This is a genomic window from Vreelandella gomseomensis (assembly GCF_031451645.1).
GTDB classification, from domain to species: Bacteria; Pseudomonadota; Gammaproteobacteria; order Pseudomonadales; family Halomonadaceae; genus Vreelandella; species Vreelandella gomseomensis.
In genome coordinates this window covers 62662-85965 of the sequence record NZ_JARWAI010000012.1, presented here as the reverse complement: position 1 = coordinate 85965, position 23304 = coordinate 62662, and the positions used below count along the sequence as shown (strand labels likewise).

The 23304-nt window shown below is 60.7% G+C and carries 22 protein-coding genes; 17 read left to right on the top strand and 5 right to left on the bottom strand.

The window, feature by feature from the left end; all coding sequences use genetic code 11:
• Positions 1–17 precede the first annotated feature (17 nt).
• Positions 18–788, top strand: a complete 771-nt coding sequence (locus QC815_RS14990) for a FadR/GntR family transcriptional regulator (protein ID WP_230445885.1) — start codon at positions 18–20, stop codon at positions 786–788.
• Positions 789–824: 36 nt separating this feature from the next.
• Entirely contained in the window at positions 825–1751 is a 927-nt protein-coding gene (locus QC815_RS14985) for a Gfo/Idh/MocA family protein (protein ID WP_230445886.1), read from the top strand.
• A gap of 7 nt (positions 1752–1758) precedes the next feature.
• Here QC815_RS14985 and QC815_RS14980 read toward each other — a convergent pair whose 3' ends face one another.
• From QC815_RS14980 to QC815_RS14970, 3 genes are all read right to left on the bottom strand, one after another.
• Positions 1759–3333: an aldehyde dehydrogenase (NADP(+)) gene (locus tag QC815_RS14980; RefSeq protein WP_310540677.1), complete on the bottom strand. Its 1575-nt coding sequence runs from the start codon at positions 3331–3333 to the stop codon at positions 1759–1761.
• 30 nt (positions 3334–3363) lie between these two features.
• On the bottom strand, positions 3364–4350 hold the full coding sequence (gene araD1, locus QC815_RS14975) for an AraD1 family protein (protein ID WP_310540675.1): 987 nt from the start codon (positions 4348–4350) through the stop codon (positions 3364–3366).
• A 163-nt stretch (positions 4351–4513) separates the two neighbouring features.
• Positions 4514–5455 carry a LysR substrate-binding domain-containing protein gene (locus tag QC815_RS14970; protein ID WP_230445889.1) on the bottom strand — a complete coding sequence of 314 codons (942 nt, stop codon included), beginning with the start codon at positions 5453–5455 and terminating at the stop codon, positions 4514–4516.
• A 243-nt stretch (positions 5456–5698) separates the two neighbouring features.
• Between QC815_RS14970 and QC815_RS14965 the strand changes: the two genes are divergently transcribed.
• From QC815_RS14965 to QC815_RS14900, 14 genes are all read left to right on the top strand, one after another.
• The gene (locus QC815_RS14965; RefSeq protein ID WP_422828727.1) at positions 5699–6847 is read left to right on the top strand and encodes an aldose epimerase family protein; all 1149 of its coding nucleotides are present in this window, start codon (positions 5699–5701) and stop codon (positions 6845–6847) included.
• 59 nt (positions 6848–6906) lie between these two features.
• A complete protein-coding gene (locus QC815_RS14960; protein WP_230445891.1) occupies positions 6907–7902 on the top strand; it encodes an arabinose ABC transporter substrate-binding protein in 996 nt (331 codons plus the stop codon).
• 85 nt (positions 7903–7987) lie between these two features.
• On the top strand, positions 7988–9481 hold the full coding sequence (araG, locus tag QC815_RS14955) for an L-arabinose ABC transporter ATP-binding protein AraG (RefSeq protein WP_230445892.1): 1494 nt from the start codon (positions 7988–7990) through the stop codon (positions 9479–9481).
• 69 nt (positions 9482–9550) lie between these two features.
• Entirely contained in the window at positions 9551–10558 is a 1008-nt protein-coding gene (gene araH / locus QC815_RS14950; RefSeq protein ID WP_230445893.1) for an L-arabinose ABC transporter permease AraH, read from the top strand.
• A gap of 51 nt (positions 10559–10609) precedes the next feature.
• Positions 10610–12355 (top strand): IlvD/Edd family dehydratase, encoded by a 1746-nt coding sequence (locus QC815_RS14945; RefSeq protein WP_230445894.1) that lies wholly within the window; start codon positions 10610–10612, stop codon positions 12353–12355.
• 396 nt (positions 12356–12751) lie between these two features.
• Positions 12752–13051: a hypothetical protein gene (locus QC815_RS14940; RefSeq protein WP_310540670.1), complete on the top strand. Its 300-nt coding sequence runs from the start codon at positions 12752–12754 to the stop codon at positions 13049–13051.
• A 212-nt stretch (positions 13052–13263) separates the two neighbouring features.
• A complete protein-coding gene (gene opgC, locus QC815_RS14935) occupies positions 13264–14379 on the top strand; it encodes an OpgC domain-containing protein (protein ID WP_310540668.1) in 1116 nt (371 codons plus the stop codon).
• 38 nt (positions 14380–14417) lie between these two features.
• Positions 14418–15503 (top strand): serine hydrolase, encoded by a 1086-nt coding sequence (locus tag QC815_RS14930; RefSeq protein WP_310540666.1) that lies wholly within the window; start codon positions 14418–14420, stop codon positions 15501–15503.
• Positions 15504–15592: 89 nt separating this feature from the next.
• Positions 15593–16528: an ABC transporter ATP-binding protein gene (locus QC815_RS14925; protein ID WP_310540664.1), complete on the top strand. Its 936-nt coding sequence runs from the start codon at positions 15593–15595 to the stop codon at positions 16526–16528.
• Positions 16525–17286, top strand: coding sequence for an ABC transporter permease (locus QC815_RS14920; RefSeq protein WP_230445898.1), 762 nt, complete (start codon positions 16525–16527; stop codon positions 17284–17286). Before QC815_RS14925 ends, QC815_RS14920 begins: the two co-directional genes overlap by 4 nt.
• 21 nt (positions 17287–17307) lie before the next feature.
• Positions 17308–18312, top strand: coding sequence for a nucleoid-associated protein (locus tag QC815_RS14915; RefSeq protein WP_230445899.1), 1005 nt, complete (start codon positions 17308–17310; stop codon positions 18310–18312).
• A 41-nt stretch (positions 18313–18353) separates the two neighbouring features.
• Entirely contained in the window at positions 18354–18818 is a 465-nt protein-coding gene (locus QC815_RS14910; RefSeq protein WP_230445900.1) for a tellurite resistance TerB family protein, read from the top strand.
• The gene (locus QC815_RS14905) at positions 18811–19404 is read left to right on the top strand and encodes an exopolysaccharide biosynthesis protein (RefSeq protein ID WP_230445901.1); all 594 of its coding nucleotides are present in this window, start codon (positions 18811–18813) and stop codon (positions 19402–19404) included. Before QC815_RS14910 ends, QC815_RS14905 begins: the two co-directional genes overlap by 8 nt.
• A 25-nt stretch (positions 19405–19429) precedes the next feature.
• Entirely contained in the window at positions 19430–19978 is a 549-nt protein-coding gene (locus QC815_RS14900) for a YqhA family protein (protein WP_310540660.1), read from the top strand.
• 21 nt (positions 19979–19999) lie between these two features.
• Here the strand turns inward: QC815_RS14900 and QC815_RS14895 are convergent, their stop codons facing one another.
• Positions 20000–21037, bottom strand: a complete 1038-nt coding sequence (locus QC815_RS14895) for a serine hydrolase domain-containing protein (RefSeq protein WP_230445903.1) — start codon at positions 21035–21037, stop codon at positions 20000–20002.
• 271 nt (positions 21038–21308) lie between these two features.
• The gene (locus QC815_RS14890; RefSeq protein WP_230445904.1) at positions 21309–21602 is read right to left on the bottom strand and encodes a hypothetical protein; all 294 of its coding nucleotides are present in this window, start codon (positions 21600–21602) and stop codon (positions 21309–21311) included.
• Positions 21603–21822: 220 nt separating this feature from the next.
• On the opposite strand from QC815_RS14890, the gene QC815_RS14885 reads away from it, so the two are divergent.
• Positions 21823–23139 (top strand): UDP-glucose dehydrogenase family protein, encoded by a 1317-nt coding sequence (locus QC815_RS14885; protein ID WP_230445905.1) that lies wholly within the window; start codon positions 21823–21825, stop codon positions 23137–23139.
• Positions 23140–23304 lie beyond the last annotated feature (165 nt).

Genomic DNA, 23304 nt, shown 5'->3' with positions numbered 1-23304 from the left:
CATAGGGTCTTCTCGCAGTGACGTCATCTCCCAGCAAGCCAGTAGCTCGCCCCAGTATCGCCGAACATCTCGCCGAGGAAATCTTCGGCGGGCGTTATCACCCCGGCGATCTCGTGCCCCGTGAAATGGATCTATGCGAACGCTTTGCCATCAATCGCTCTGCGGTGCGCAGCGACCTGCGCCAGTTGGTCGATGCCGGGATTATCGAGCGGATTTCCGGCCATGGTTCCAAGGTGCGTGAATACTCCGAATGGCATATTCTCGACGCCCAGGTGACCGACTGGTTGACCCGTTATGCGGCGCCCAACCCGGATATTCAACGCGAAATTCTTGCCTTTCGCCTGGACGTCGAGCCCTATGTAGCGATGACCGCGGCCAAGCGGGCCAAGGCACGGGATCTGGTCGCCATCGAAGAGGCATTCGAAGGCCTGGGGCAGAATCTGCGCAACGCCACCTGCGAAGAGGAACGGCGGCTGCACAGCGAGTGCGATGTCGCCTTTCACGAAGCGATTTTCAAGGCAACCCACAATATTGTCTGGGCGCAGCTATCGCATATCCTGCGGCCCTCCATCTATATGCTGATCTCCATGTCCAACGAGAACGCCCCGGATCCTGAAGAGAGCCTTGAGCGCCACCGCCAGCTGATGGAGAGCATTCGGCTACGTCGCCCTCGGGAGGCGTTTTTAGCGTCCCAAGCGGTTTTGGCGGGCACCGCCGCCGCGTTGGGGCTTGAGCACAGCGTCAGTTCACTAGGGCGCGGCGTCGAACTGCCCCACAGCGACCTCTGAACCCTGTTTTCAATGGCAAATAACAAAGGCAAGCGTATGTCTGACTTCAACCTTGGCCTGGTAGGCGTGGGCAAGATTGTCCGCGACCAGCACCTCCCGGCCATCGCCGCCACACCGAGCTGCGCGCTTACCGCCACGGCGGATCCCTTCGCCTCGCTGCCGGACCTGCCCGCTTATCAGGGCCTGGAGGCGATGCTTGATGCCTACCCTGAGATCACTGCGGTATCGATCTGCACGCCGACGCACCTGCGTTACGCCCAGGCGCGGGCGGCACTGCTGCGCGGCAAGCACGTGCTGCTGGAAAAGCCGCCGGGGGCGACGCTGAGCGAAGTGGAGGACTTGATTGCCTGTGCCAACGAGCAGGGCGTCAGCCTGTTTGCCGCCTGGCACTCGCGGTTTGCTCCCGGCGTGGCCAAGGCCCAGCAGTGGCTAGCCGAGCGGCAGGTTCAGCGGGTAGAGATTGAATGGAAAGAGGACGTGCGGGTATGGCATCCAGGGCAGGCGTGGATCTGGCAGCCCGGTGGGATGGGCGTTTTCGATCCGGGTATTAACGCGCTGTCGATTGCGACCGCCATTCTGCCGCAGCCGTTTTTCCTGCAACAGGCGCGGCTGTTGGTGCCAAGCAATGCGCAAACGCCGATTGCCGCCGAGCTATCGTTCACCGATCCCGAGGGCGCGGCGATCGAGGCTGATTTCGACTTTCGTCAGAGCGGGCCGCCCACCTGGGATATGTATATCGACAGCGATGGCAGCCGTCTGCGTCTCACTCAGGGTGGCTGTCGTTTGATGATCGATGACGACCTGATCATTGAAGAGGAAGAGCGCGAATATCAAGGGTTGTATGCGCGCTTTGCCGAGTTGATCGCAAACCAGCGCAGCGAGGTGGATGTTGCCCCGCTGCGCCAGGTCGCCGATGCGTTTCTATACGGTCATCGCGAAACCACCGACGCCTTTATCGAGTAGCGCGGGTTTACTCGCGCTTGCCATCGACCAGGCGTGATACGCCACAAGGGTTGCCGTCGCGAATGGCCTCGGGCAGCAGCCCTTCCGGCAGCGCCTGGTAGCACACCGGGCGCAGGAAGCGGAAAATCGCCGCGCTGCCCACCGAGGTCGTGCGCGAATCCGACGTCGCCGGGTAGGGGCCGCCATGCACCATGGCATGGCAGACTTCCACGCCGGTGGGCCAGCCGTTAGCCAGAATTCGCCCCGCCTTGCGTTCCAGCGTGGGCAGCAGCTGTTTGGCCGTCGCCAAGTCACCGTCGTCCATCTGCAGGGTAATGGTTAGCTGGCCTTCGATCTGGGCGGCGACACGCTGCATCTCGTCGACATCGGCGCATTCGATGACCAGCGAGCTGGCGCCGAACACTTCAGCTTGCAGGGCCTCATCGGCCAGGAAGTCGGCCGCGCTTGCGACGAACAGCCCCGCTTGGCAAGGGTTGGCCGACTCACCTGTCTGGCCGCGCGCGACCTCGGTGACCTTGGCATGGCTGGCCAGCCGATCAACGCCCTGCTGGTAGGCGTCGTGAATGCCCGGGGTGAGCATGGTCTGGGCAGCGCTGCCCTTGACCCCTTCACCGGCTGCTTCAACAAAGGCATCCAGTTCGGCGCCCTTCAGCCCAATGACCAAGCCGGGATTGGTGCAAAACTGCCCGGCCCCCATGTTGAGCGAGCCGACAAATCCCTCGGCGATCGCCTTGCCGCGTGCCTTGAGGGCTTCCGGCAACAGAAACACCGGGTTGATGGAGCTCATCTCGGCATACACCGGGATCGGCTGCGGCCGCGCCTGGGCGGTGGCCATGAGCGCCGTACCGCCGCTGCGCGAGCCGGTGAAGCCCACCGCCTGGATGCGCGGGTCGGCGACCAGCGCCTGGCCGATTTCCTTGCCGGAACCAAACAGCAGCGAAAAGACCCCTTCGGGCAGCTTGCACTTGGCGACGGCACGCTGAATAGCGCGACCCACCAGCTCAGAGGTGCCGGGATGGGCGGAGTGTCCCTTGACGACCACCGGGCAGCCAGCGGCCAGCGCTGAAGCGGTATCGCCACCGGCCACGCTAAAGGCCAGTGGGAAGTTGCTGGCGCCAAACACCGCCACCGGGCCCAGGGCGATATGCCGTTGGCGCAGGTCGACACGCGGCATCGGTTCGCGGTCGGGTAGCGCGGGGTCAATGCGCACATCGAGCCACTCGCCGGCGCGAACCACTTTGGCGAACAGCCGAAGCTGGCCGCAGGTGCGCCCCCGCTCGCCCTGCAGGCGAGCTTCGGGCAGGCCGGTTTCGGCAACGCCGCGCGCGGTCAGCTCATCGCCAATCCCATCAATCTCGCTGGCGATGGTTTCGAGGAACACGGCCCGCTCTTCGAGCGAGGTTTCGCGGTAGCTGGCGTAAGCCGCTTCGGCGAGTTCGCAGGCGCGCTCTACCTCGGCCTTGCCGCCGCCGGTGTAGATGGGGTCGAGGGTTTCGCCGGTGGCGGGGTTGACGGCTTGAATGTCAGCCTGTTGACCGCTGACGGCCTGCTGACCAATCAGTAGTTTACCTTCCAGAGTCATACATCCTCCTGCTGGGTGGGTGCGATTACGTTAAAGCGTTTTGACGCTGATAGCCGGCTCGTTTGCTTCCACCCTTAGCGGGTTGCGCAGCGCGCGGCCAAACTCGTTGATACGGATCTCAAAGCAATCCCCTTCGCGGATCTTGATGCTGTCGGCAAAGCTCAGCGTTGCGGTGCCGAAAAAATGCACATGCACGTCGCCGGGGCGACGGAAGCCCGGGTATTTAAAGTGGTGATATTCCAGGTTGGCCAGGCTGTGAGCCATGTTGGCCTCGCCGGTGAGAAACGGCTTCTTCCATAGCGTTTCGCCGCCGCGCTGAATGGCGCTGATCCCCTCTAAATGCGCCGGCAGTTCGCCAATCAACAGTTCGGGCCCAAAACTGCAGGCGCGCAGCTTGGAGTGGGCAAGCCACAGGTAGTTGAAGCGCTCAGTGACGTGGTCAGAAAACTCGTTGCCCAGGGCGTAGCCGACGCGCCAGGGCTGGCCGTCGTCGCCAATCACGTACAGGCCAGCGAGCTCGGGCTCCTCGCCCGCATCTTCGGCAAAGGCGGGCGAGGGGATGTCTGCTTCCGGTGCGACCACGCACTCGCCATCGCCCTTGTAGAACCACTCGGGCTGCGCGCCTACCTTGCCAGCATCAGGTTTGCCACCTTCCACGCCCAGCTTGAACATGCGCATGGAATCGGTCATGTCCTCCTCTGTGGCCTGGGCTTTGGCATGCATGGCCGAGCGGGTGTCGGCACTGCCTAAATGCGTCAGGCCAGTGCCCGTCACCAGGCAGTGGGCCGGATCGGTGTGGGTCAATGGAGGCAGCAAGCGCTTGTCGTCCACCAACTGTTGATAATCGAGACGCGTGTCGGTTAGCGCGTCCGTCAGCATGTCGCCGAGGGGGGTTCCGGCGCTAATGGCTCGGTTGGCCAGAGTATAGGTATCGCAGTCGAGCAGTCTGACCTGCTCTTCGCTCTCGACCAGGGCGGCGCGAACCTGGCCTTGATGGGTACATTGAATCAGGCGCATGGGCTATTCCTAGAGATATTTGTTATGAAAAGCGTGGTGAACAAAGCGTTAAGGGACGTCCATAGGGTAGCTAATGTTGAACATTGGTAGCAATTGTTCAACATATACTTTTGTATGGTTTATTAATGCGTGCGAATAGGGAGGGACTGAAGGCCTGAGGCGGTTAGCGGCCTTGCGCGATAATGTCGCGCAAGGCGCTCATCAAGGTGGCGGCGCCGGGTGACAGCCGCTGGTGGCGTAAGCTGACTAACCCGTAGGGCTGCACGCTGAGGGTTTCGCTGAACGGCAACAGGTGAAAGCGTTGCGGCGAGCAAAGCAAATCGGCCGCTTCGCGAGTGGTCACCGTGATGGTGTCGGATTTATCGACCAGGGCCAGCGAAAGCAGCAGATCCGCAGTATCGACAATCTGGCGGGGCGGCGTGACTTGATGATGCAGAAACAGGCTGTCCACACGCTGGCGCATCAGGGCGCCGGTAGGCTGCAGCGACCACGGATAGGCCGACATATCCGAAAGGCTCAGCGGTGTCTTGTCGGCTAGCGGATGGCCTTTGCGGCACACGAAACATAGCTCCTCCTCGCCAATCTCCTCGAACACAAACCATTCGGCATCCACGCCTGCCGGGATGCGGGTAATCGCAAAATCCAGCTCACCTTCGAGCAAGCGCGGTACCAGCACCTTGCTGACGTCCACGTCCACGCTGATCTTCAGCCCTGGCTGATCGCGATGCACCTGCTCGATCGCACTGGTGAGTATCGTGACCGCCGGCGCCATTACCGTGCCAACTGCTACAGTGCCCGCGTTGCCTTCGCGTAACGCATTCAACTCTTCGCCCGTGTGGTGCAGCGCCGAGAGGACGCTGTGCGCGTGGCGAATGACGACTTCGCCGTACCAGTTGGGGGTAAGCCCGCGAGGGTGGCGGTCAAACAGTCGAATCCCCAGATTGGCTTCCAGGTCACCAAGCAGTTTTGAGGCCGCAGGCTGGCTCATATTGAGCTGTTCAGCGGCTCGGTGCAGGTTGCGTTGCTCGTCCAGTGCCAAGAATAACTGAAAATGACGCAACTTTAGTCGTGCGTCGAGAAACCAGTTGTCGTCGAGAACGCCCATGGGATAAGCCTCGCAGTGTTATTAATAACCATAAGCATATCAAGATTGGCGGTTTTGTGTATTGGATGGTTATGAGAGATATGGCTACTGTAGTCACTGTATCGGCGACGGTAGTGCCGAACGCAGAGCCACTTAATAACAACAATGATGTCCTCAAGGAGGAAGCCCATGCCACTCATGTCCAGCCAACGATTAACGCATGCGTCGCCAATGCTGTTAAGTACGCTTGCCGCGATGATGCTGATGACCCCGGTGCACGCCCAGGACGACGCTGCAGCCAGCGCGAGCAGCAATGGAAGCGTCGAGGCGTCGACGTTTGGCCGCTTGCCGGATGGCCGCCAGGTCGACGTCTATCGGTTGATCAATGCCAACGGCATCGAGCTGCAGGTGACCAACTACGGCGGCATCATCCTGTCATTGAAGACGCCCGATGTAGACGGTGAGTTCGATGATATCGCGCTGGGTTTCGACTCGCTTGATGCCTATCTCTCCGACACTTACCGCCAGGCCAATCCCTATTTCGGCGCCATCATTGGGCGTTACGGCAACCGCATCGCGGGGGGGCAGTTCTCGCTCAATGGCGACACCTACTCACTGGCCACCAACGATGGCAACAATCATCTACACGGCGGCGATAAAGGCTTCGATAAGGTGCTGTGGCAGGCTGAACCATTCGAGAATGAGGCGGGTATCGGGCTCGTGCTGCGCTACACCAGTGCGGATGGTGAAGAAGGCTACCCCGGCAGGCTTGAGACTCAAGTCACCTACACGTTGACCGATGATGACGAGCTGATGGTCGATTATCGAGCGGTGACCGACAAGGCCACGCCCGTCAACCTGACCCAGCACAGCTACTTCAACCTCAAGGGGGAAGGTAGCGACACCATTCTCGACCACCAGTTGATGATCAACGCCCCCAAATTTACCCCGGTGAACGATTCGCTGATTCCCACCGGCGAGCGTCGCGCCGTGGAAGGCACACCGTTCGACTTCACTCAGGCGACGCCTATCGGTGAACGGATCGAGCAGAACAATGAGCAGCTCGAATTCGGCGGCGGCTACGACCACAACTTTGTGCTGGCCCGCGATAGCGCCGAGGCGGATGAGCTTGTGGTGGCCGCCAGGGTGTGGGAGCCGCAAAGCGGTCGCATGGTGGAAATTGCCACCACCGAGCCGGGCATTCAGTTCTATTCGGGCAATTTTCTCAACGGCGACCTGACCGGCAAGCAGGGCGAGGCCTACGAACACCGCTCCGGCTTTGCCCTGGAAACCCAGCACTTTCCCGACTCCCCCAATCAGGAGGCGTTTCCCAGCACTATTCTTGAGCCGGGCGACACCTATCGCTCACGCACCGTCTACCGCTTTTCCGCTCAGAAAGCGTTGGATTTATAGCAAAACGGGTAAAAACACTTCGTAACAACAACAACCGCCAACACGGCAGGAGTACAACCATGCAACTCACAGCGACTTTCAATCGTTTAGCCCTCGGTAGCGCCATCATGCTGGCGTCATTGGGATCCGCCCAGGCGCAGGAAGACGAGGTCAAGATTGGCTTTATCGTCAAAAAACCCGAGCAGGCGTGGTTTATCAATGAGCAAAAAGCGGCGACCGAGGTGGGCGAGGAGCTTGGCTTCGATGTCGTGCGGCTAGGTGGCGAAGACGGCCAGCAAGTGCTCAGCGCCATCGATAACCTGTATTCACAGGGGGCAGAAGGGTTTGTGATTTGCCCGCCTGACGTGCGCCTGGGCCCCGCGATCATGAATCGCGCCGAGCAGTACGGCATGAAAGTGGTCACCGTGGACGATCAGTTCGTGGACTCAAGCGGTGAGCCCATGGAAGGTGTCCCGCACCTCGGTATGTCCGGCTACAAGATCGGCCAGCAGGTAGGCGATGCCATTGCCGACGAAATGGAAGCCCGCGGCTGGGACCCGGAAGAGGTGGCCGCGCTGCGCATTACCAACAATGAGCTGCCGACCGCCGTTGAGCGTACCGACGGTGCGACCGCTGCCCTGCTTGACGCTGGCTTCCCCGAGGACAACATCTTCGATGCGCCCCAGCAGAACAGCGACACCGCCAGCGCCTTCTCGGCCGCATCGCCAGTGCTTTCCCAGCACGGTGATTATGAGCACTGGGTGATCTACGCCCTCAACGAGGAGAGCGTGCTGGGGGGCGTCCGGGCTACCGAGCAGTACGGCCTGGAAGCCGACGATGTCATTGGCGTGGGTATCAACGGCTCCGGCGCCGCCTTTGCCGAGTTCTCCCGCGATAACCCCACCGGCTTTCACGGCACGGTGGCGGTGAGTTCCACCATGCACGGTCGTCAGACCGCCGAAGACCTCTACCGCTGGATTACCGAAGACAAAGAGCCCCCGGCCAATACCGAAACCTCCGGCACGCTGATGACGCGGGACAACTGGCAGGAAGTGCGCGAAGACCTGGGGCTGTAAAGCCGCTGGCTTGCAAAACAGCTGGCCTGTCGCGGGCCAGCGATCACGAACTGCTTGTTACGAACTATCTGCGGAGTGCTCTCGCATGCCTGATCCATATCTACGTTTCGACGCCATCAGCGTCGTCTTCCCTGGGGTGCGCGCGCTGGATGGGGTGAGCTTTAACGCCCACGCCGGCCAGGTGCATGCCCTCATGGGCGAGAACGGCGCGGGCAAATCCACTCTGCTCAAGGTACTTAGCGGCGTCAACCGCGTGGCGGAAGGTGCGCTGTGGATCGAAGGCCAACGCCACGTGTTCAGCAACGCCCGGGAAGCGCTGCGCGAAGGGATCGCCATCATTTACCAGGAGCTGACGCTCTCGCCCAATATGTCGGTGGCGGAAAACCTGCTGCTGGGGCAACTGCCCACGCAACGGGGATTTATTAACCGCCGCCAGCTACGCGAAAAGGCGTTGGCAATCCTGGCCGACCTCGGTGAGGGGGATATTCACCCCTCGACCAAGGTGCGCGATCTCTCCATCGGCCAGCAGCAGATGATCGAAATTGGCCGCGCCTTGCTGCGCGACGCCAAGGTCATCGCTTTCGATGAGCCGACCAGCAGTCTCTCCATTCAGGAAACGCGCCAGCTTAAGCGCATCGTCAAACGCTTGCGCGACGAGGGCCGCGTGGTGCTCTACGTGACCCACCGCATGGAAGAAGTGTTCGAGATGTGCGACGCGGTCACCATCTTCCGTGACGGTCAGCATATTCGCACCCATGAAGATATGTCGACGCTCAACCACGACATCCTGGTGAGTGAGATGGTGGGCCGGGATATCAACGACGTATACGGCTATCGTCCCCGTGAGCATGGTGACTTGATCCTGAACGTCGAGGAAATACAGGGACGCGGCCTCAATGCGCCGGTGAGCTTTTCCGTCAAGCGCGGTGAAGTGTTCGGGCTGTTTGGCCTGGTCGGCGCCGGGCGTAGTGAATTGCTGCGGCTGGTCTGCGGGGTCGAAGCTCCCAAGGCCGGCAGCGTGCAGTTCAACGGCGAATCGCGACGTTTCAAAAGCCCGCAAGATGCCATTCGGGCCGGTATTGCCATGTGCCCGGAAGACCGTAAATCCCAGGGTATCTTCCCGGTGGCGAGCGTGGCCGACAACCTCAATATCAGCTGTCGGCGCTTTTTCAAACGCTGGGGCATGTTCCGACACCCCGGCCGTGAACGGCGCAATGCCGAGTCGTACATCCAGCAACTCAGCGTCAAGACGCCGGGGCCGCGTACGCCTATTGGCAAGCTATCCGGCGGCAATCAGCAAAAGGTGATTCTGGCCCGCTGGCTCGCCGAAGAGATCGATCTGTTCGTGATGGACGAGCCAACCCGAGGGATCGACGTCGGCGCGCGGCGAGAGATTTACTCGCTGCTCTACGACCTGGCCGAACAGGGCAAAAGCGTGGTGGTGATCTCCAGTGACCTGGCGGAAGTCAGCTCGATTTGCGACCGCATCGCCGTGATGCGCGACGGCGAACTGGTGGACATCGTGCCACGGGAATCGGCCACGCCGGAACGCCTGCTGGGGCTGGCGCTCCCCGCCTAAGCGGTTTTTAAAGACGCCGGTGCTTTCACAGCCATCGATTTTTCAGAACACACGTTCAGGACAACAACCATGACAACCGACAATGTAACCCAAGAGGCGTCCCCCGCGCGTCCAGCAGGTCGCCAAGGGTTGATCAAGCCGCTACGCACGCTGCTGGATACCTCGGGACTGATTGCCATTTTCCTGCTGCTGTTTGTGGCGCTGGCGGTGCTCATCCCCGACTTTCTCACCGGCCGCAACATGGTCGGGCTACTCCTCTCGATCACCCTGATCGGCAGTTTGGCAACCACCATGATGCTGGTCTTGGCGCTGGGCGAGGTGGACCTTTCGGTGGCCTCCACCGTGGCCTTCGCGGGGGTCGTGGCGGCGGTCGTGACTTCCAGTACCGGTAGCGTTTTCATGGGCGTGATCGGGGGCGTTGTTGCCGGGGGCGCGGTAGGCGCGTTTAACGGGCTGGTGATTGCCAAGTTTGGCATCAACTCCTTGATTGCCACCCTGGCGGCGATGGAGTTTGTGCGTGGCCTGGCCTACATCACCTCCGGCGGCGACGCGGTGATGATTACCGTGCCGGCCTTTTTTGACCTGGGCAGTGCCTCGTTTCTCGGCCTGACACTCCCGGTGTGGACCATGCTAGCCTGCTTCGTGATCTTCGGCGTGGTACTCAATATGACCAGCTTTGGGCGTAACGTGCTGGCCACCGGCGGTAACTCGGAAGCCGCCGCGCTTGCCGGGGTTAACGTGCGTCGACTCAAGATTATTGTCTTCGGTCTCCAGGGCGTGGTGGCAGGCGTTGTCGGCGTGCTGCTGGCATCGCGCATGGGGCTGGGCGATCCCAATACCTCCATGGGGCTCGAGCTGGCGGTGATCTCCGCCTGTGTGCTGGGCGGCGTGGCGCTGTCGGGCGGCGTGGCGACGATTACCGGCGTGGTGGTCGGCGTGCTGATCATGGGCTGCGTTCAGAACGCTATGGGCCTGCTCAACGTTCCCACCTTTTACCAGTACCTGGTGCGCGGCGCGATCCTGCTGCTGGCGGTGATGTTCGACCGCTGGAAACAGACCCGCCGTCAGCGGGGCTGACGCTCAAGCCTTATTTTATTCACATTTTTCCCGGTTTTACGGAGACTTATTATGTCCCAGCGCCAGCGCCCCTTACGTTCCGCCGAGTGGTTCGGCACCGCCGACAAGAACGGCTTCATGTACCGCAGTTGGATGAAGAACCAGGGCATTCCCGACCATGAATTTCAGGGCAAGCCGATTATCGGGATCTGCAACACCTGGTCGGAGCTGACGCCGTGCAACGCTCACTTCCGCAAGCTGGCGGAGCACGTCAAGCAGGGCATCCTGGAAGCGGGCGGCTACCCGGTGGAGTTTCCGGTGTTCTCCAACGGTGAGTCCAACCTGCGCCCCACGGCCATGTTCACCCGCAACCTGGCCAGCATGGACGTGGAAGAAGCCATTCGCGGCAACCCCATGGACGGCGTGGTGCTGCTGGTGGGCTGCGACAAGACCACCCCGGCGCTGCTGATGGGCGCAGCGAGCTGCGATATTCCCACCATCGTGGTTACCGGCGGGCCGATGCTCAACGGCAAGCACAAGGGCAAGGATATTGGCTCGGGCACCGTGGTGTGGCAGCTCTCCGAGCAGGTCAAGGCCGGTGACATATCGATGCACGACTTTATGGCCGCGGAAGCCGGCATGTCGCGCTCGGCGGGCACCTGCAACACCATGGGCACCGCCTCCACCATGGCCTGCATGGCCGAGTCGCTGGGCACCTCGCTGCCTCATAACGCCGCGATCCCGGCAGTGGACTCCCGCCGCTACGTGCTCGCCCACCTTTCGGGTAATCGCATCGTCGAGATGGTCAACGAAGACCTCAAACTCTCCAAGATCCTCACCAAAGAAGCCTTCGACAACGCCATTCGCACCAACGCCGCCATCGGCGGATCTACCAATGCGGTAATCCACCTCAAGGCGATTGCCGGGCGCATTGGCGTGGATCTCACCATGGACGACTGGAGCCGGGTGGGGCGCGGCACGCCCACGGTGGTCGACCTGCAGCCCTCGGGGCGCTTTCTGATGGAGGAGTTCTACTACGCCGGTGGCCTACCTGCGGTGCTCAGACGTCTGGGCGAGGCCGACCGCCTGCCCTTCAAGGACGCCCTCACCGTCAGCGGCAAAACCTTGTGGGAGAACGTCCAGGATGCCCCGCTGTATAACGACGAGGTCATCCGCCCGCTGGACAACCCGCTTACCGCAGACGGCGGTATCTGCGTCGTGCGCGGTAACCTCGCGCCCAACGGCGCGGTGCTCAAGCCCTCGGCGGCGAAAGCCGAACTCATGCAGCACCGCGGCCGCGCGGTGGTTTTCGAAGACTTCGACGACTACAAGGCGCGCATCAACGACCCGGACCTGGACGTCGAAGCCAACGACATCCTGGTCATGAAGCACTGCGGCCCGCGGGGCTACCACGGCATGGCCGAGGTAGGCAATATGGGCCTGCCGCCCAAGATCCTCGCCCAGGGGATTACCGATATGGTGCGCATCTCCGACGCCCGCATGAGCGGCACCGCCTACGGCACCGTGGTGCTGCACGTTGCTCCGGAAGCCGCGGCGGGCGGCCCGCTGGCTGCCGTGCGCAACGGCGACTGGATCGAACTCGACTGCGCCAGTGGCCGACTGCACCTGGACATCAGCGACGAAGCGCTGGCCGCGCGCCTGGCCGAAAGCGACCCCACCGCCGCCTCGACGCTCATCGCCAGGCAGGGCGGCTACCGCCAGCTGTATATCGAGCGGGTGCTCCAGGCCGACGAAGGCTGCGACTTCGACTTCCTGGTCGGCTGCCGGGGGGCTGAGGTGCCGCGTCATTCGCATTGATTAACTAAAACGAAAGGTGATGATCACCAGGCTGGCCGCTAAGCACATTTTAGTGACGGTCGCGGCCACCGGCCTTGGCCTTGCTATCGTTAGCGTTCGCGAAGGTGGGCGTGCCTTTTGTTAACCCCCGCAAGCGACACCTGTTGGACACAGTTTATCGCTAGCAACATGGGCAATCGGACGCATGTGCCACCGATAAACAGCTAATAGGGCCTCTGGCGGGACAGTGCCGCGCGGGATGGGTGCGGCACTTTTATTATAAGTTATTGATTTTAATTGGTTGAATGTTTTTTGAAAAAATCCTGGCATGTCAGCTGCACTTACAGGGTAAGAACGGACAGGTAAGACGACCTAACGTTCTTACCCAGAAAGTGAAGCCAAACAGGAGGCAGTATCATGATGAAAACGGAATCTCTCAAGAAGCTAGGCATCCTCGGTGTATCTTTCGGTCTGATGGCCAGCCCGCTAGCCTTTGCTGACATGCATGAAGAAGACGAGCAAAACCCTGCCCCGCAGGAAGAAACGATGGAGGATGAAGGTCAAGGTTCAATGAACTCCTTCGATTCTGAAGAGGAAGGTCAAGACACCACCACTTATGAGGAAGAGGAAGAAGAGCAGGAAGATTGGGAAACAACAGAAGAGGAGGACGCTGGTTCCGATTCTGAAGAAGATTCTGAAGAAGATTCTGACTGGTAATCCCTTTATGCCAGTTGCTTAATGCCTCAAATTCAATGCTGAGTTTCAAGTGCCCCGCCTCTGGTGGGGCATTGCGCATGTGCGATGAGTCATCGCGCCGGGCACACTGCATCCGAAAGCGTTGAACCTGCAAGTAAGCACTGGGTTCATAATCGCCCCCAAATGCGGTATCAACTTATTGACTGAAAAGGATCAACACAGGAAATAAGGACATGCCGATGGCGATTGCCTGGAACGAAACGCCCCATCTACCCAAAGCGGACGGCCGCATTGACGCGATTGATCTAGCCCGTGGTATCGCGATCGGACTGATGATCGTCAGTCACACCGTCAGTGGATTAGTGGGCATCCGCAATGTGCCTGAATGGGGCATGGTGCCGATTCACTTTCTCACCAAGTTTTCCTCGTCGCTGTTTATTCTGGTGTTTGGCGTTGCCCTGGCCGTGGCGTTTCTCTCCCATGTTAATCGGGAAGACTGGCCCAAACGCCGCCTGAAACTCTGGCTGCGCGCGGTGGAAGTCTGGTTCTGGTACAAGGCGCTGTTGATCATTGAAATGCTGCCGTTCAACACGCCGAGCGAGATCGTCGATGCGCTGCTCTACGGTCGCTTTGGTATCTGGGTGGAAATTCTCGGCTTCTATGCTATCGCCTTGCTCTGGGTGCCGTTGATCCTGCCGTTGTGGGCGCGCGCCCCGCTGTGGGGTCGGCTGGCTGTCATCGCGCTGCTCGCCGCCCTGGCCGCCTGGCTGCAAGGGGTTTCATTCGGTGGCAGTGACATCCTCAAGGCACTGCTGGTGGACCATGAAGACCATTACGCCTGGGGCCAGCTCAGCCGCGCGCCGCTGATTCTACTAGGGCTGCTATTGGGCGAAGCGCTGCTGCGCTGTTCGGGCGACCAATTGCTGAAACGTCGCCTCACGCTCGCCTTGCTGGGTATGGGCGCGGTCATGATCGCCGGATTTTATGGCCTGGCGCTAGCTGGTGGTGACGTTTACGCTGCCATGTTGGCGGTCGCCAATAACGAGGGTAAGCATCCCCCTGGCTTGGCCTTTATGCTGTTTAGCCTGGGCGGTGCGCTGTTGATATTCGCCCTGGCCCTGGCGGGTGGCGCCCGGGCGGCCCGGGCGCTGATACCGTTTACCCTGGTCGGCTCAGATGCGCTAAAGGCATTTATTTTCCATATCGTGATGATTTTCCTGGTGCTGCGCTTCCTGTTGGAAGGCGAGGGCGACTACAGCTATCCACAGGCGCTTGGTGTTGGCGGGCTGTTGATTCTTGGCACGGCGGCGTGGATTTGGCTGACCCGCTGGATGGCTCAGCATCGTTAAACGCCAAGAAAACGGGGAGAAATGGTTTGCGACACTGGATGCAGCACGGACTTGTGGCGGTAGCGCTGCTGTTTGTACAACCCGCTCAAGCGGCAGCATACGACGCGCATTGGTACCATGAGGTGGATAAACGTAGCGGCTGGCAAAGCGACCTTGATGCGCGCATGAGCGTATTGGAAGAACGTTTCGCCGGTGATATTGGTGTCTACGTGCAAGACCTTGCCAGCGGTGAGGCCTACCGCTGGCAGGCTGATCAGCCCTGGTACCTCGCGTCACTGATCAAGATTCCGGTCGCGGCGGAAGTCTTGGGTGAGCGGATATCGACCCGCGAACGTCTCACACTGAACCAAAGCGATTACGTGGATGGCGCTGGGCCCACCAACTGGCACGACCCCGGCACGCCCATTTCGGTGGGGTACTTGCTAGAGCACATGATTACCGTGAGCGATAATACCGCCACGGACATGCTGATTGACCGCGTTGGCCTGGATAACGTCAATCATCGCGCCCAGTCCATGGTGGCGGCCAACGGTGGTGACCCCGACGCGCTGGGGCCAATCTCCAAGCTGGTGAGCGTGCGTCAGGGTGTCTACGGTGAGCTCCATCCCGGGGCGCGTAAGCTTGGCGGCATGGATTTTATAAACCTCCGTCAGTCACCCGTGAGTCAGCGCCCTCGCGCCCTGGCGCAGCGACTTGGCGTAGAGCCTCATGCCCTCAATCAGCCTGACTACCATCACGCCTTTGACGCCTACCACGCCAGCGGCGAAAACGTCGGCACCTTGCGCGCCGTTGGCGACATACTGGCAACACTTTACCTTGGCGCCATGCCCGACCTCCAGGGTACGCCCCGCGATGAGTTGCTTGCCCTGATGGCCAATACCAGCTCCGGGGAAGAACGGTTAAAACAAGGGTTGGGTGAGGCGGTGAGCTTTGCCCACAAGACGGGCACCCAGGACCGGCGCAGCTGCGATGCCGGGCTGGTGGAGAGAGATGACATGCCCAATGCCGCCTGGGCAGTGGTTGCCTGCACCCAGGGGCCCGACGCGGTCAGTGAACACGAGCGCGCGCTAGCAAGCGTCGGATTAGCCCTGCGACGCAGCGGTGCATTGGGCACACCCTGGTAGCCAGCCGTTTGTTTACTGCCCGTGCTAAACTATTGCCCGCGCCATTCGCTATCAGCGGCTCACTTCAGCCGCTTTGTCAGGAGCCTGCCTTGAACGATGCCATTATCGAAATCCGAGGTCTGAACAAAACCTACCGGGGCGGTTTTCAAGCGCTCAGCCGTGTCGATTTACAGATCCAGCGCGGCGAGATTTTTGCCCTGCTGGGCCCCAATGGGGCAGGCAAAACCACGCTGATCAGTGTGGTATGTGGGTTGGTCAACCCCAGCGAAGGCCAGGTGCTGGTGGACGGCTTCGACAACGTCGCCGACTACCGCCAAGCCCGCGAGCGTATCGGCCTGGTGCCCCAGGAATTGACCAACGAAGCGTTTGAGACGGTGTGGAACACGGTCAGCTTCAGCCGGGGGCTGTTCGGCAAGGCGCCTAACCCGGCGCATATCGAAAGCGTGCTCAAATCGCTGGCGCTGTGGGATAAGCGCAATAACCGCCTCATCACACTGTCCGGCGGCATGAAACGCCGCGTGCTGATCGCCAAGGCGCTGTCCCATGAGCCACGTATCCTGTTCCTCGACGAGCCGACAGCTGGTGTCGACGTCGAGCTGCGCCGCGAGATGTGGCAGGTGGTGCGCGAGCTGCGCGATAACGGTGTGACCATCATTTTGACCACCCATTATATTGAAGAAGCCGAAGAAATGGCCGACCGCATCGGGGTCATCAACAACGGTGAAATCGTGCTGGTGGAAGACAAGGATGCGCTGATGAGCAAGCTGGGCAGCAAGCAGCTGACGCTGTACCTCAACGAGCCGCTGGACAGCTTGCCGTCCTCGCTTGACCACCATGCGCTGAATCTATCCACGGATGGCGACGCGCTGGTCTACACCTACGACGGCCACCAGGAGGAAGACGGGCACGGTATCCCCGCGCTGCTTACCGTCCTCGAGCGTGAAGGCATTACCTTCAAGGATCTGCACACCCGGCAAAGTTCGCTCGAGGATATTTTTGTCGACCTAGTCAAGGAACGCACATGAACCTTTATCCTGTTCGCGCCATTTACATGGCCGAAATGGCGCGCACCCGCCGCACTTTGCTGCAAAGCATCGTCTCGCCGGTGATATCCACGTCGCTCTATTTTGTCGTGTTCGGCGCGGCGATTGGCTCGCGCATCAGCGAAGTGGACGGCGTCAGCTACGGTGCCTTTATCGTGCCTGGCCTGATCATGCTGATGCTGCTCACCCAGAGCGTGTCGAACGCCTCGTTCGGGATTTTCTTTCCCAAGTTCTCCGGTAGCATTTACGAATTGCTCTCGGCGCCCATCTCGTATCTGGAAATTGTTCTGGGCTACGTGGGAGCGGCGGCGTCCAAGTCGATACTGCTGGGGCTGATCATCCTCGCCACCTCCGGGTTTTTTGTGCCCCTGGAAGTCGCGCATCCGTTCTGGATGCTGACCTTTCTGGTGCTGACCGCGATAACCTTCAGCCTGCTGGGCTTTATCATCGGCATCTGGGCGGAGGGCTTTGACCGGCTGCAGCTGGTGCCGCTGCTGGTGATTACCCCGCTGACCTTCCTCGGCGGCAGTTTCTATTCCATCGATATGCTACCGCCGTTTTGGCAGGGCGTTACGCTGCTCAACCCGGTGGTGTACCTGGTCAGCGGCTTCCGCTGGAGCTTCTACGGCATCAGCGACGTCAGCCTGGGGGCCAGCGTCGCCATGATCTGCCTGTTCCTCGCCGCCTGCCTGGCGACCATCGGTTGGATCTTCCGCACCGGTTACCGCCTTAAACCTTGATTACGGAGCGCCGCACGTTTTATGCCGCTACTGCACAGCATCGTTCACCATCTGGCGCCGACCCTCGACGGCGAGCGCCTTACGCTGACCGCCGCCCCGGCCGAGGCCGACAGCGGCGAGCCGTCGATGGAATCACTCGTCAGCGCCTTAAGCGACACCTACAACACCAAGCCCAAGGGCTGGGGCCGGTTTGCCGCCGAGGGCGTTCAGGCCGGGCCCCTGTCGGTGTGGCTGCGCGACTATCTGGCCGGTGAGCAGAGCTTTGCCGAGCTGTCCACTGCCCTGGCCGAACGGCTTGTCAGCCAGCTGCAGGAACAGCTGTCAGTGAGTGGTTACTTAGTGATCAGCCACCAGCGTCAGGGGGATACCGAAACGCTTTTCATGGCGCTGGTCCATCAACGCGAGGGCATCGGCATCAATGTCGACCATCAGGCCGTGCCTGCCGCTCAGCTCAACACTCGCCAGCTGACCCTTGCCGCACGCATCAACCTTACCCAGTGGCAGGCTGATGCGCCCACCGCCCAGTACCTGTCGTTCCTCAAGGACCGTGGCGGCAAGAAGCTCGGCGAAGGCATGGTGCAGCTGCTGGGCATGGAAGAAGGCATCGACGCGCCGACGGAAACCCGCACGCTGCTCAAGGCATTCAGCGACTACGTCGAAAAAGAAGATTTTGACGACGACGCGAGCCGTGAAAAAACCGACAGCCTGGTGGATTACGCCAACGACCAACTGCGCCGTGGGGAACCCATGACCCTCGAGGCACTCTCAGAACTGGTCGACGAGCAGCAGCCCAAGGCGTTTTACGAGCATATTCGCAACGCCGATTACGGCCTGGCGCCGGAGATTCCCCCGGACAAGCGCACCCTGAATCAATTCCGGCGCTTTACCGGACGTGCCGGGGGCGTCTCGATCAGCTTCGACTCGCACCTGCTGGGGTCCAGCATCGAGTACGACGCCACCCAGGATCGCCTGATCATCAAGCAGGTGCCCAAGCAGCTCAAAGACCAGTTAACCCGGGATGCGTAACCCCGTGTTCATATCCGTCATCCAACATCAGGAGAGCCGCCATGCTGCAGGCGATTAGCCAATTCTTCCAGAGCACGCTTGCGCAACCCGAGCAGCGCGACAACCAGACCCTGACGCTTGAGCTGGCCTCGGCGGCGTTGCTGTTTGAAATCGCCCGCGCCGACCACGACACCAGCGACGCCGAGCTCGAGGCCCTGCGCCGCATGCTGCTTAAGCGCTACCAGCTCAGCGAAAGCGACGTTGACGAGCTGATGACGCTGGCGCGGGACGAAGTGGAAGACGCGGTCGACCATTACCAGTTCGTCAGTCTGATCAAGGAGCACTACGGCTACGACCAGCGCTGCGAGCTGGTCGCGCTGATGTGGCAGCTGGCCTGGGCGGACGGCAGCGTCGATGCGCTCGAAGAGCATCGCATTCGCCGCCTGGCCGACCTGCTGCACGTCAGTCACAGTGACTTTATTCGCACCAAACTCATCACCGAGGAGCGCGTTAACCAGGATGGATGATTCCAACAAAGGCTCGACGTTGATGGATTTGATTGCGTCATTGGAGCGCATGGAGCAGGAAGCTCAGCGAGTCAGCGTTGACGATGTCGTCCATGCCATCGGGCGGCGCTCATTTGGCCCGCTGCTGTTGGTCGCCGGGCTGATCACCCTGGCGCCGATCATCGGCGATATCCCCGGCATGCCCACGCTGATGGCCGCCCTGGTGTTGCTGGTCTCGGTGCAGCTGCTGGCCGGGCGGGAAACCTTCTGGCTGCCCGGCTGGATGCTCAAGCGCTCCATTTCCCGTAACAAGTTCGATAAAGGCATTTATTATTTGAAAAAGCCCGCCCGCTGGGTGGATGGGCTATTGCGGGTACGCTTGCCGTGGCTGACCGGCTATATTGGCATCCGCGTTACGGCGGTAGTGTGCCTGCTGATTGCCTTGGCCATGCCGCCGATGGAGTTCATTCCTTTCTCGGCCAACGGAGCCGGGCTGGCGCTGGCGCTGTTGGGCCTGGGTCTTGTCGCGAGGGACGGGCTCGTGCTGCTGCTCGGCTTTGCGCTACTGGGCGCGACCTGCGCGCTGATTCTCGTGAACGTGCTTTGACGCCAGTGTTGATAAGGAGCCTGACATGACTGATATACCGCCCAAACCACCCGAAGAGCAGGGCCGCTGGGAGCGCCGGGTGGAAACCGCGCTCTGGAACTCACGGTTTCTGGTCATGCTGGCCGTGGTGCCGAGCCTGATAGGCTCGGTGCTGCTGTTCCTGGTGGGGACGGTGGATATCGCCAAGGTCGTGTTACGCACGCTGCATTACTACTTCGTGGATAGCCGCGTCGACATTCACGAAAGCCTGGTGCCCGACATCATCATCGCCGTGGATATCTACCTGATCGCCATTGTGCTGATGATTTTCGGGCTGGGCATCTACCGGCTGTTTGTGTCGCGTATCGACCAGGCCGAAGCGCGGTACCCGCACCATCCGTTCAACGTCGCCTCGCTGGATCAGCTCAAGGATAAAATCGCCCGGGTGGTGATTCTGGCGGTGATTATCGAGTTCTTCCGCGCGGTGGTGGATATCCGCTTTGCCACGCCGCTCGAGGCGATCTACCTGGCGCTGTCGGTGCTCGCGCTGGCCGCCGCGCTTTACTTGATGAGCTTTGGGCACAAAAAAGAATAGCCCTGGCGGGCGTCATGAACGCTAGGGTGAATCATGCGTGATCAGCTTCGCTACCATCGCATTCAAACGCTCCTGAAACTGCCCGCCGGGCGAGGGCGGTCTGGGATTTGCGGTGATCACCACGGTCAACGCGCGCTTAGGCACCACGAATAGCGCCTGACCACCGTATCCCCGCCCATAATAGGCATCCTCACCGCCCAGCCGGGTGATGAACCAGCCGTAGCCGTAACCGTCGCCGGTCCAGCGCGACGTTCCCCGCGGCGTCCAGGATTGCTCGACCCAGCCCTCCGGCAACACCCGCTCAACGTTGCCGTTACTATCTTCCACGACGCCACCGTTGCGGTACAGCTCGCCTATTTCCACTAGCCCTCGCGGGGATAGCTGCATGTCGTTGCCGCCGAAATAGATGCCCTGAGGGTCCTGTAGCCAAGGGGGGATCGCAATATCCAGTGGCTCGGCCAGCAGGCGCTGGGCCAGGACATAGGTCGATTCACCGCTGGCCTCGGTCAGCGCAGCGGAAAGCAGATGGCTCGAACCGGTGGAATACAGCATGCGTCCGCCTGGTTCATCGACGAAGGGTCGCGTCAGGGCGTATTCGATCCAGTTAGGGCTTGCCACCCAGGCGCCGTAGTTCTGCCCGGAGGTGCGCTCGAGCCCCGCTTGCAGCGACAGCAGGTGACTCACGGTAATCTCGGCCACCTCGGGGTCTGCCGCCTGGGGCACGCGATCCCCCAGTAGAGAGACCAGCGTTTGATCGGTGGACGCGACAATATCCGCCTCGATAGCGGCACCCACCAGCGCAGCGAGCACGGTCTTGGATAGCGACTTGATATTGGCCGGTGCATCAACGCCGGGCCCGCCCTGGTGGTGCTCGTGCACTATCTCGCCCTGGTGGGCAACCACGATGCTATGCAGGCGCGGATGGCCTAGCGCATCATCGCTCAGCGTCTGCAGCGCGGCAGCGCTGGGGGCGTCGGGTGTTGCCTGGGCAAACAGGGAGGAAGAGAACGGCGTGGCGGCGAGAACACTAATGCAGGCGACGGAAAACAGCGAGCGCATGGCAAACCCTCAGCGGATAGGAACCTCTTTGAGCCCACTGGACGGCTGGGGTTCCTGGCGCGGGGGCATCGCAGGACAACGGGGCATGCCGAATACGCAAAGCCCGTCAAGGGCTGCTAGGCTTTAAACGCAACCAGGCAATTGCCTGCCAATCGCACAACGCGCAAGGAGCGCTGTCATGAACAATATTATCTACATCATCGGGCTGGTCGTGGTGGTGCTGTTTATCCTGTCGATTCTCGGCCTGCGTTGATCCGTTTCAGGCTGGATCTCAGGCGCAGTCCGCTGCACCTTCCCCAAACATATCAAACATCAGCTCGCGGCCCATGGCCGTGAGGATCAGTCGTCCCTGCTCATTCCGGGTGGCGGCTTGGCTGGTTTCCAGCACCTGCTGGCAGGTTACCCAGGCAGGGGCATTCTGGCTGAGCGACTGCAATTCCCTGCGGCTGAGGCCACGACGCGCCAGCGTAATCGTCTCCAGCACATGGCCATTCTCGTATAGCAGTTCGGCCACCACGGCCAAACACTGGCGTAAGCTGCGCTGAACGTGATTGGCAGTGGACATGTCGCTGGGCATTTCCTTCTCCTGATACGTTAGCTCGGCACGCTCTGGCGGTTGAAACCGTTTATTCAGCGCCTGTATTGCAGTGCATTATAAACGAAAGTCGATATTAGACCAACGTCTAGGCTTTATTTTCCCCAGGCGGCTCGTCATCAAACGCCGTGCGACGTGATAAGCTCGCTTTTACTTTCGCCACCCGTATTGATGAGTGAGTTAACGCGGCATGCATATCAGTGTTTTTGGTACCGGTTACGTAGGGTTGGTCGCAGGCGCCTGCCTGGCCGACGTAGGCCATCAAGTCACCTGTATGGACGTCAACGCCGAGCGGATCGACCGACTTAACGCCGGTGAAGTGCCCATCTTCGAGCCGGGGCTTAGCACGATCGTCGCCCACAACGTCGACGCCGGGCGGCTGAGCTTCACCACCGACGCCAAGCAAGCCGTCCACGATGGAGAATTGCTGTTCATTGCCGTGGGGACGCCGCCTGATGAAGACGGCAGCGCCGATTTGCGCTACGTGCTGGAGGTCGCTCGCACCATTGCCGAGCACATGAACGATTATAAACTGGTGATCGACAAGTCCACCGTGCCGGTGGGTACCGCCGAAAAAGTCCACGCCGCCATGGCGGAAACGCTGGCCGCGCGCGGCGCCGATATCCCCTTCGACGTGTGTTCCAACCCGGAATTCATGAAGGAAGGCGCGGCGATCGAGGACTTCACACGAGGCGCGCGGATTATCGTCGGCACCGACAGCGAGCATGTAAAAGCGCGCATGCACGAATGCTACGCGCCGTACAACCGCAACCACGACAAGCTGATGTTCATGAGCATCCGCGCGGCGGAGCTCACCAAGTACGCCGCCAACGCCATGCTGGCCACCAAGATCAGCTTCATGAACGAAATGGCCAACCTGGCCGAACGCCTCGATGTGGACATCGAAGACGTGCGACGCGGCATCGGCAGCGATCCGCGCATTGGCTACCATTTTATTTACCCCGGCTGCGGCTATGGCGGCTCTTGCTTTCCCAAGGATGTGCAGGCGCTCGAACGCACCGCCCGCCAGCTCGGCTACACGCCTGCGTTGTTGAGCGCGGTGGAAACCGTGAACCTGCAGCAAAAACAAACCTTGTTCACCAAACTGCAAACAGCGCTGGGTAATCTTGAAAACAAGACCATTGCAGTATGGGGGCTGGCGTTCAAGCCCAACACCGACGACATGCGCGAAGCACCCAGCCGTACACTGATGGAAGCGCTATGGCAGGCAGGCGCTAAGGTGCAGGCCTTCGACCCCGAAGCCATGGCCGAATGCCGCCGGATTTATGGTGAGCGCGACGACCTGATGCTCGCCGGCGACCGCATTCAAGCGGTAAAAGGGGCGGATGCCCTGGTGATCTGCACCGAATGGAAGGCATTTCGCAGCGTCGACCTGGCCTGGCTTGCCGATCAGCTCAATGACCGTGTGGTCGTCGACGGCCGCAACCTGTATGCCCCCGAGGCCGTGCGGGAAGCGGGGCTGATGTATCTTGGGGTAGGGCGCTAGCGTGTAGCGATTCACCATCGCTTACATTTTAAAACAGGAAAGTTGGCTAGAATGTTCAAGGTTGTTGGCTGTAAGTCGAAATATTAAATAATCAGTAACTTTATAAATAAATTTGACGTTGGCAACCCGGCGGTCTGGCTAGCAATATTTAGCGATCAGGCGCCG